The organism is Cellulomonas iranensis NBRC 101100 = JCM 18110, from assembly GCF_001552375.1.
Taxonomy (GTDB): Bacteria; Actinomycetota; Actinomycetes; order Actinomycetales; family Cellulomonadaceae; genus Cellulomonas; species Cellulomonas iranensis.
This window is the reverse complement of record NZ_BCRB01000110.1, coordinates 1-9821: the sequence shown is the minus strand read 5'-3', so window position 1 is coordinate 9821 and position 9821 is coordinate 1. Positions and strand designations below refer to the sequence as shown.

Annotated in this window: 9 protein-coding genes; 4 read left to right on the top strand and 5 right to left on the bottom strand. The window is 76.2% G+C overall.

Annotation, left to right across the window (positions count from 1 at the left end; genetic code table 11):
• The 3 genes from CS2_RS16465 to CS2_RS16455 form a co-directional block, all read left to right on the top strand.
• The coding region (locus CS2_RS16465) for an FtsX-like permease family protein (RefSeq protein ID WP_156442179.1) at positions 1-1240 on the top strand (1240 nt) is incomplete at its 5' end.
• A gap of 20 nt (positions 1241-1260) precedes the next feature.
• Positions 1261-2229 (top strand): ABC transporter ATP-binding protein, encoded by a 969-nt coding sequence (locus CS2_RS16460; protein WP_201775289.1) that lies wholly within the window; start codon positions 1261-1263, stop codon positions 2227-2229.
• Positions 2226-2942 carry an ABC transporter ATP-binding protein gene (locus CS2_RS16455; RefSeq protein ID WP_070320791.1) on the top strand — a complete coding sequence of 239 codons (717 nt, stop codon included), beginning with the start codon at positions 2226-2228 and terminating at the stop codon, positions 2940-2942. Before CS2_RS16460 ends, CS2_RS16455 begins: the two co-directional genes overlap by 4 nt.
• A 43-nt stretch (positions 2943-2985) precedes the next feature.
• Here the strand turns inward: CS2_RS16455 and CS2_RS16450 are convergent, their stop codons facing one another.
• The 4 genes from CS2_RS16450 to CS2_RS16435 form a co-directional block, all read right to left on the bottom strand.
• Positions 2986-4617, bottom strand: coding sequence for an MDR family MFS transporter (locus CS2_RS16450; protein WP_070320790.1), 1632 nt, complete (start codon positions 4615-4617; stop codon positions 2986-2988).
• Positions 4614-5246 carry a PadR family transcriptional regulator gene (locus CS2_RS16445; RefSeq protein ID WP_070320789.1) on the bottom strand — a complete coding sequence of 211 codons (633 nt, stop codon included), beginning with the start codon at positions 5244-5246 and terminating at the stop codon, positions 4614-4616. Before CS2_RS16445 ends, CS2_RS16450 begins: the two co-directional genes overlap by 4 nt.
• Before the next feature lie 174 nt (positions 5247-5420).
• On the bottom strand, positions 5421-6809 hold the full coding sequence (gene phoH2, locus CS2_RS16440; protein WP_070320792.1) for an RNA 5'-3' helicase PhoH2: 1389 nt from the start codon (positions 6807-6809) through the stop codon (positions 5421-5423).
• Between the two features lie 333 nt (positions 6810-7142).
• Positions 7143-7904 (bottom strand): isoprenyl transferase, encoded by a 762-nt coding sequence (locus tag CS2_RS16435; protein ID WP_046530288.1) that lies wholly within the window; start codon positions 7902-7904, stop codon positions 7143-7145.
• 148 nt (positions 7905-8052) lie between these two features.
• On the opposite strand from CS2_RS16435, the gene trhA reads away from it, so the two are divergent.
• The gene (gene trhA, locus CS2_RS16430; protein WP_070320788.1) at positions 8053-8823 is read left to right on the top strand and encodes a PAQR family membrane homeostasis protein TrhA; all 771 of its coding nucleotides are present in this window, start codon (positions 8053-8055) and stop codon (positions 8821-8823) included.
• 27 nt (positions 8824-8850) lie between these two features.
• On the opposite strand, the gene CS2_RS16425 is transcribed toward trhA, so the two are convergent.
• Positions 8851-9696, bottom strand: coding sequence for a carbon-nitrogen hydrolase family protein (locus tag CS2_RS16425; RefSeq protein ID WP_070320787.1), 846 nt, complete (start codon positions 9694-9696; stop codon positions 8851-8853).
• Positions 9697-9821 lie beyond the last annotated feature (125 nt).

The following is a 9821-nucleotide window of genomic DNA, read 5'->3' as shown; positions in this document are numbered from 1 at the left end:
GGCGGGCCGCCTGGCGTCGCGCTCGCGCGGGCTCGCCGCCCCGCTCGCCGTCGCGCGCGCGCACGGCGGCGCGACGGCGTTCGTGCCGCTGCTCACGGTCACCGTCACGGTCGCGCTCCTGGTGCTGTCGGGCGTGCTCGTGCAGTCGGTCGACGACGGGCAGCGCACGACCGCCGACGTGCTCGTCGGCGCGGACGGACGCCTCGACGGGCGCCTCGACCGCGCCGAGGGGCAGGCGGCGCTCGACGCGCTGCGCGCCGCCCCGGGCGTCACCGCCGTCGCCACGGGGTCGCAGACCACCAAGCGTGCGTACGGCGAGGGCTCGCGGCTCGAGGCGACCGTGCTGCTCGTCGACGCGGCCGACCTCGCGGCCGTCCGGACGGCGCGCGGCCTGCCGGTCGACGCCGGGCTCGCGGGGCTGGGCGACGCCACGGACGCGCGCGTGCCCGCGCTCGTCTCCCCCGGCCTGCTCGCGCGCCTCGACCCCGACGGCGTCCGACTGTCGGTGCTCGTCGGCTCCGTCGAGCTCGACGTGCGCGGGACGACCGCCCTCGCGCCGGACGCGGGCGTGCCCCCGGTCGACGCGCGCGACGTGCTGCGCGACGTGTCCGACGGCGACGACGGGCTCGTCGTCGTGGACCGCTCGGTGGTGGCCGCGCTGACCGACGTGCCCGCCGCGGACCGGGCGTGGGTGTCGGGACCGGGCACGGAGGCGGCGATCGCGGCCCTCGACCTCGCCGAGCCGGTGTACTCCGGGCTCACGGCCACGACCGCGCAGGGGTGGTGGCGCACGTGGTCGGGCGAGACCCTGACGCGGGCGCTGACCGCTCTGCAGCTCGCGTCCGTCGGGGCGCTCGCCGTGCTGGCGGTCCTCGCGCTCGTGCTCGTGGTGGTCGCGACGTCGCAGGAACGCGGCCGCACGCTGTCGACGCTGCGCACGCTGGGCCTCGACGCGCGCACGGCCCGCTGGGCGACGCTCGGCGAGCTCGCGCCGCTCGTGCTCGGCGGTCTGGTCGGCGGGTCGGTCATCGGGCTCGTCGTGCCGCACCTGGTCGCGGACGCGCTCGGGCTCGCCTGGCTGACGGGGTCGGCCGCGGGTGCGACAGTGGCCGTGGTGGCGTGGCCCGTGCTGGTCGCGGCGGCGGTGCTGACCGCCGCCACGCTGGTCGCGGTGGGGATCGAGGAGGGCCTGCGGCGCCGCGAGCGCCTGGGCGAGGTGCTGCGGGTGGGCGAGCGGTGAACCGACGAGAGGACACGGACGTGACCGAGGCAGCGGGGACGGCGACGAGCCTGGCCACGCTCGAGGAACGCGCCCGTGCGCGTCCCGAGGCGTTCGGCACGGGGGCGCTGATCGTGTGCGAGTCGCTCGTGCGGATCTACCAGTCCGAGGGCGTCGAGGTGCAGGCCCTGCAGGGTCTGGACCTGCTGGTGCGCACGGGCGAGCTGGTCGCGGTGGTCGGCGCGTCGGGGTCGGGCAAGTCGACGTTGCTGGCGGTGCTCTCGGGCCTGGACGTGCCGACCGCCGGGCAGGTGCGCGTCGGCGAGTGGGACCTCATGGCGATGACCGCGCGCCAGCGCGTGGCCTACCGGCGCTCGACGGTCGGGTTCGTGTGGCAGCAGACGGCGCGCAACCTCGTGCCGTACCTGACGGCGGCCGAGAACGTCGCGCTGCCGATGGCGCTGGCCGGGCGGCCGCGGCGGGCACGGCGGGTCGACGCCGCGGAGCTGCTCGACGTCCTGGGCGTCGGGTACTGCGCCGACCGGCGTCCCGGGCAGATGTCGGGCGGCGAGCAGCAGCGCGTCGCGATCGCGACGGCGCTCGCGAACTCGCCGCAGGTGCTGCTGGCCGACGAGCCCACGGGTGAGCTCGACACGGCCACGTCGGCCGACGTGCTCGCGGCGTTGCGCGACGTCAACCGCGACCTGGGCACGACCGTCGTGGTCGTCACGCACGACCCGGGCGTGAGCGACCACGTGCAGCGCACGGTCGCGATCCGCGACGGTCGCACGAGCTCGGAGGTGCTGCGCCGCACCACGACGCGCGACGACGGCACCGAGCACACCGTGGCCGAGGAGCTCGCGGTGCTCGACCGCGCGGGCCGCGTGCAGCTGCCGCGCGAGTACCGCGAGGCGCTGGACCTCGTGGGCCGCGTGCGGCTCACGCTCGAGCAGTCGCACATCGCGGTGCACCCCGAGCACGCGCGCACCGACGGGGAGGACGCCCGATGACCACGACGGCGACGACGCCGCGCGACGCGACGACCGGCGGGCCGATGGTGCTCGTCGAGCACGTCGCCCGCACCTACGGCAGCGGCCGCACGGCCGTGCACGCGCTGCGCGACGTGTCCCTGGAGGTGCAGCCCGGCGAGCTCGTGGCGCTCGTGGGCCGCTCCGGGTCGGGCAAGACGACCCTGCTCAACGCGATCGGCGGGCTGGACCGCCCCGACGAGGGGCGCGTCGTGGTGGCGGGGCACGAGGTGTCGGCGCTCGACGAGCGCGGGCTGGTCCGGCTGCGCCGCGACGTCGTGTCGTTCGTCTTCCAGACGTTCGGGCTCGTGCCCGTGCTCACGGCGGCCGAGAACGTGGGCGTGCCGTTGCGGATGCGCCGCACACCCGTCCCCGAGCGCGAGGCGCGCGTCGCGCTGCTGCTCGACCTGGTGGGCCTCGGCGACCACGCGCGGCAGCGCCCCGGGCAGATGTCGGGCGGGCAGCAGCAGCGCGTCGCGATCGCGCGCGCGCTCGCGACGTCGCCGCGGCTGCTGGTGGCCGACGAGCCGACGGGTCAGCTCGACTCCGAGACCGGCCGGCAGGTGATGGCGCTGCTGCGGGCGGTCGTCGAGGCCGAGGGCATGACCGCGATCGTCTCGACGCACGACCCCGTCATGGTGGCCCTGGCGGACCGCACGATCCGGCTCGCGGACGGGCGCCTGCTCGACGGCTGACGGTCGGGCGGGCACCCGCGGGGTCCCGCCCGACCGGCGGGCGTCAGGGCGCGGCGACCTGCTCGGCGGGCGCGGCGGGTCCGGCGTCCGCCGGGGTGCCGGGCCGGTGCGCGCGCATCGCGAGCGCGCACAGCGCCCCGAGCACGAGCACGCCGACCGTGACGGCGAGGGTCTGCGCGGCGGCCGACGCGAACCCGGCGTCGACGGCGGTGCGCGCGGCGGCGCGCAGCTGCTCGGCGACGTCGGCGGGCACGCCCGCGGGCACGTCGAACCCGCCGCCGGCGCCGAGCCCGGCCGACGCGGCCTGCCGGAACCCCTCGACGAACGGCCCGCGCACCTGCTCGGGCAGGCCTGCGGCGGCGTCCTGCGCGGCGGCCGGCATGGTCGCGGCGAGGCGCGACGTGAGGGTCGCGACGACGACGGCCGAGCCGATGACGCCGCCGACCTGGCGCGTCGTGTTGAACGCGCCCGCGCCCGCGCCCGCGGTGCGCTGGTCGAGGCCCGAGGTCGCGAGGCTCGCGAGCGGCGAGAACACCAGGCCCGTGCCGACGCCGAACAGCACCATCGGCAGCACGAGGCGCCACACGGCGACGCCCGGCTGCACCTGCGTCGCGAGGATCCCGATCGCGACCGCGAGGGTCGCGAAGCCGCTGAACGCGACCCACTTGCCGGGCACGCGGTCCGACAGCCGGCCCGCGAACGGTGCGATGACGCCCGACAGCAGCGACCCGGGCAGGCCGACGAGCGCGGCGTGCAGCGGCGAGAGGCCGAGCACCTGCTGCAGGTACAGCGTGAACGGGAAGAAGATGCCCGTCATCGCGAACGTCACGGCGGCGCCGGCGACGTTCGCGAGCGAGAAGTTGCGGTGCACGAACAGCCGCAGCGGCAGCAGCGCGTCGTCGCCGCGGTGGCGCTGCCACAGCAGGAACGCGCCCGACACGAGGACGCCCGCGCCGACGACGCCCCACACGGTCACGGGACCGACGATCGTGCCCCAGTCGTACGCCTCGCCCTCCTGCAGCCCGAAGACCAGGAGCGTGAGCCCGACGACCGACAGCACGACGCCGACGCCGTCGAGCGAGCGCGCGTGGGTCGGCAGCACGGGCAGCTGGCGGAACGACAGCCACAGCGCGACCGCACCGACCGGGACGTTGACGTAGAAGATCCACTCCCAGCCGACGGTCTCGACGAGCAGGCCGCCGAGCACCGGGCCGGTGATGGTCGCGACGCCCGCGACCGAGCCCCACACGCCCATCGCGGCCCCGCGCTGCTGGGGCGGGAAGACGCGCGTGATCATGGCCATGGTCTGCGGCGTCATGAGCGCGCCGCCGACGCCCTGCACGGCGCGCGCGGCGATGAGCCACCCGACCGAGCCGGACAGGCCGCACGCGAGCGACGCGAGCGTGAAGATCACGAGTCCGGTGACGAACACGGGACGCGGGCCGAACCGGTCGCCGAGCCGCCCGGTGACGAGCAGGAGGACGGCGAACGTCAGCAGGTAGGCGCTGTTGACCCACCCGACGGTGACGAGGCTCGCGCCGAACGCGTCCTGGAGGGTGGGGACGGCGATGTTCACGATGGTCGTGTCGACCATGATCATGAAGAAGCCGAGGCACAGGGGCGGCAGCACGCTCCAGGGGCTGCGGCCGCGCAGGTCGACGAGGGGCTGGGTCACGGGGTGCTCCGGGTGTCGGTGGCCGCGAGGCGACGTGCGCGCGCGGCGAGGAAGTCGGGGGGCGGGGGCCCGCCCCACTCGAGGGTGTCGTCGGCGAGCTCGCGCAGGACGTCGTCCAGCCAGGCGATCTCCGCCGTGAGCAGGACGAGCTCGCGTTCGCCGTCGAGCACGAAGCGGCGCGGCAGGCCCTCGCCGCGGACGGCGTCGATGCGGGCGCGCAGCTCCGCGAGGCGCGCGGCCTCGCGGTCGCGCCGCGCCCGGAGGGCGGCGGCGACGTCGTCGACGGGCAGGCGCCACGCGTGCGCCAGGCCGACGGGGAAGTCCGGGAGCGCGGGGCGCTCGTCGGCCAGGTGGGCGGTGATCGCCGGGGCGAGCGCGGCGTGGCCGGCGGGCGTCGCGCGGTACGTGGTGCGCTCGGGGCGGTTGCCGGCGCGCTCGGTGCCGACGGCCTCGACGAGGCCGTCGCGCTCGAGCCGGTCGACCGCGTGGTAGACGGCGCCGGGGTTGACGCGCACGAGGCGGTCGTCGCCGCGCTCCACGAGCGTCTGGAAGACGTCGTACGGGTGCCGGGGCTGCTCGGCGAGCAGCGCGAGGACGACCACCGTGACGGCGGTCGGCGTGCGCGACATGTCAGTCCTCCGGTCGGGGTGCACGGTCGGGACGTGGGACCTCGGTCCTTGTTCCGGCCGGAACATTACGCCTGGAACAACAGCACGTCGAGCCGATCACCGGGTGACGTCGCGCACGCACGAGGGGCGCCGACCCCGACGGGTCGACGCCCCTCGCGGGCGGGCCGGACGACGTCAGGCGTCGATGCCCTCGAACAGCTCGGTGACCAGCGCCGCGACCGGCGAGCGCTCGGAGCGCGTGAGCGTCACGTGCGCGAACAGCGGGTGCCCCTTGAGCGCCTCGATGACCGCCGCGACGCCGTCGTGCCGCCCCACGCGCAGGTTGTCGCGCTGCGCGACGTCGTGCGTGAGGACCACGCGCGACGACTGCCCGATGCGCGACAGCACCGTGAGCAGCACGTTGCGCTCGAGCGACTGCGCCTCGTCGACGATCACGAACGCGTCGTGCAGCGAGCGCCCGCGGATGTGCGTGAGCGGCAGCACCTCGAGCAGGTCGCGGTCGACGATCTCCTCGACGACCTCCTTGCCGACCACGGCGCCGAGCGTGTCGAACACGGCCTGCGCCCACGGGCTCATCTTCTCGGCCGAGTCCCCCGGCAGGTAGCCCAGGTCCTGCCCGCCCACCGCGTAGAGCGGGCGGAAGACCATGACCTTGCGGTGCTGGCGCCGCTCGAGCACGGCCTCGAGGCCCGCGCACAGCGCGAGCGCCGACTTGCCCGTGCCCGCGCGCCCGCCGAGCGACACGATGCCGATCTCCTCGTCGAGCAGCAGGTCGATCGCGACGCGCTGCTCGGCCGAGCGCCCGTGCAGCCCGAACACGTCCCGGTCGCCGCGGACCAGCTGCACGTGCTTGTCGGCCGTGACGCGCCCGAGCGCCGACCCGCGCGGGCTGTGCAGCACCAGGCCCGTGTGGCAGCGCAGGTCGGTCGGGGTGCCCGTGAGCGTCGACCCCGCCGCCGGCGGTGCGACGTCCGCGAGGGCGAGCGACTCGTGCTCCCACAGGTCGGCCATCTGCTGCTCGGTGAGGTCGAGCGCGTCCATGCCGGTCCAGCCCGAGTCGACCGCGAGCTCGGCGCGGTACTCCTCGGCGTCCAGGCCGACCGCGGACGCCTTGACGCGCATCGGCAGGTCCTTGGAGACCACGACCACGCGCCGCCCCTCGGCGGCCAGGTTGGCCGCGACCGCGAGGATCCGGGTGTCGTTGTCGCCGAGCCGGAACCCCGACGGCAGCACCTGCGGGTCGACGTGGTGGAGCTCGACGCGCAGCGTGCCGCCCACGTCGGTGACGGGCACGGGCGCGTCCAGCCGGCCGTGCTCGACGCGCAGGTCGTCGAGCAGGCGCAGCGCGCTGCGTGCGAAGTACCCCAGCTCGGCGTGGTGGCGCTTGGCCTCGAGCTCGGTCACGACGACGACCGGCAGGACGACGTCGTGCTCGGCGAACCGCAGGAGCGCACGCGGGTCGGACAGCAGGACGGACGTGTCGAGCACGTACGTGAGGCGTTCGGACGGGGAGCCGGGGGCCCCGGGCGACCCCGGGGCGGTGGTCGCGGGTGCGGTGCCCAGGTCGTGCTGCGAGGTGCGGTCCACGGCAGGCTCCCCTCGGGCGCGTCAGCGCCGGTGCGGGTGCCGCCCGCCGGCTCGGGGCGCCGGGGCACCCGCGGGTCGTCGGACGGCGGCGGGACGGGTCGGCCGGCCGAGGGCCGGGTCCGGCCCTCCGTCTCGGAGCGGTCGCTCCATGGGCTGGCCTCCCGGGGACGACGGGCGTCGTCCTCGGTCGCGAACGTAACCCCGGTCACACCCGCCGGCGCGCACATCCACGCGCGTCGCGGCAGATGTCACGCGCTGTTCACGTGACGTCCCACGGCCCGACTGCGGGCACGTGGGCGATCGCGCAGGTCAGCGCCCGAGTCGCCGCTGCCGCTGGCTGTAGGCGCGCACGGCGCGCAGGAAGTCGACACGCCGGAAGTCGGGCCAGTAGGCGTCGCAGAAGTAGAACTCCGAGTGCGCCGACTGCCACATGAGGAACCCGCCGAGCCGCTGCTCGCCCGACGTGCGGATCACGAGGTCGGGGTCGGGCTGGCCCTTGGTGTAGAGGTGCTGGGCGATGTGCTCGACGTCGAACGCCTCGGCGAGCTCGTCGAGGCTCGCACCGGCCTCGGCGTGCACGCGCAGGAACGAGCGCACGGCGTCGGCGATCTCGCGGCGCCCGCCGTAGCCGACGGCGACGTTGACGTGCAGGCCCTGCACGTCGGCCGTGGCGTCCTGCGCGGCCTTGAGCGCCGACGCGGTGCGGTCGGGCAGCATGTCGAGCGCGCCGACGGCCTGCACGCGCCAGCGCCGCTCCGCCGCGAGCTCGCCGACGACGTCCTCGATGACGCGCAGCAGGTGCTCGAGCTCCTCGGGGTCGCGCGCGAGGTTGTCGGTCGACAGCATCCACAGCGTCACGACCTCGACGCCCACGTCCTCGCTCCACTGCAGGACGTCGCTGATCTTGTCGGCGCCGCGCCGGTGCCCGGTGGCGGACGACAGGCCGCTGTCGCGCGCCCAGCGGCGGTTGCCGTCGAGGATCACGCCGATGTGCCGCGGCACCCGGTCGGGGTGCAGGGACGCCGCGAGGCGTCGCTCGTACAGGCCGTAGAGCGGGTGCGGCAGGCGCACGCGTAGCCTCCTCGTGGCGGTCGTTCGACGGCGCCCACGGTACTCGCCGGAGGACCTCGCGAGGGCACGGGTCACGTCGACACCGCTACCTACGGACGCGTAACCTACGGTCACGTAGGTCTCGAGCGACGAAGGCGGCACCCGACGCATGAGCACTCCCCCGGCCCACGACGCGCACCCCGCGCGCCCCGGACGCGACACCCCCGACGAGGCCCGCCGCAGCGACCACCCCGTGTCCCGCGCGGCCGACGCCGTCGGCGACGCGGTCGAGCAGGTCGTCGACGCGGTCAAGCCGCGGCTGCGCGGCTGGATCCACGCGGGCGTCGCGCCGCTCGCGCTCGTCGCGTCGATCGTGCTCGTCGTGCTCTCGCCCACCGCGGCCGCCCGCTGGGCCAACGTCGTGTTCGGGCTCTCGGCGGTCATGCTGTTCGGGACCAGCGCCGTCTACCACCGCGGCACGTGGTCGCCGCGGGTCGCGGGCGTGCTGCGCCGGCTCGACCACACGAACATCTTCCTCATCATCGCCGGCACGTACACGCCGCTCGCGGTGCTGCTGCTGCCGCCGCCGACCGCGCGCACGCTGCTGCTCGTCGTGTGGTCCGGCGCGCTCGTCGGGCTGCTCGCGCGCGTGTTCTGGCTGGGCGCACCCCGGTGGGTGTACGTGCCGATCTACCTCGCGCTCGGCTGGGTGGCCGTCGGCTTCATGCCGCAGTTCTGGACGTCGGGCGGCCCGGCGGTCGTGTGGCTCATCGCGGGCGGCGGCCTCGCGTACACCGTCGGCGCCGTGGTCTACGGGCTCAAGCGCCCGAACCCGAGCCCGCGGTGGTTCGGGTTCCACGAGATCTTCCACGCGCTCACGGTCGTCGGGTACACGTGCCACTTCGTGGCCGTCGCGATCGCGACGGCCCACGCCGCCTGACGACCCGCGCCCCGCCCCGCGGGCGGCTCAGCCGCGCGGCACCACCGCGTAGCGCCGGTGCGCCAACGACGGCACGCGCTCACGCACGGCCTCGATCCCCGCCGCGTCGACGTCGACCGTCCGCACCTGCGGCGTCTCGTCGAGCTCGAGGCCCACCACGCCGTCCGGCCCGACGACGAGCGACCGCCCGACCACGCCCCGGCCGGCCTGGCCGACCGCGACCACGGCCGCCGTGCTCTCGATCGCGCGCGCGACCGCGAGCGTGCGCCACTGCATGGCCTTGAGGTCGCCCGCGACCCACGCGGCGGGCACCACGAGCACGTCGGCGCCCGCGTCGACCAGGCGCCGCGCCGACTCCGGGAACCGCAGGTCGTAGCAGGTGAGCACACCCAGCCGCAGGCCCGCGACGTCGAGCACGAGCGGCGCCGCGTCCACCGGCCCCGGCGCGAGCCGCTCCGACTCCCGGTGCCCGAACGCGTCGTACAGGTGCACCTTGCGGTAGACCCCCACGACCTCGCCGGTCGCGTCCACACCCACGACGGCGTTGACCGCGCGCGGCCGGCCGTCGGGCCCGGGCTCGCCGCCCGGCAGCGTCGTGCCCGCGAGCACGGCGCACCCGCCGCGGCGCGCCTCGGTGCGCAGCATCGTCACGAACGGCCCGTCGAGCGGCTCCGCGAGGTCGACGCCCACGCCGCGCGGGTCGTACGCCGACGCGTACTCGGGCAGCACCGCGACGTCCGCGCGCACGCGCGCCGCCGTGCGCAGCGCGTCGCGCGCCGCCACCAGGTTCGCCTCGCGGTCCGTGCCGACCTGCAGCTGCGCGACCGTGACGCGCACGGCCGGGCGCTGCGGCGGCGCGGGACGGTCGGTCACGGGCGGTCGTCCGCCGCGTCGTCGGCCCCGGCGTCCTGCGGCGCGGCCGCGTCGGCCGGGGCGTCGGCGACGGGCGCCGTCGCGTCGGTCGGGCCGGCCGCCGCGGTCTCGGCGGCGACCCGCTC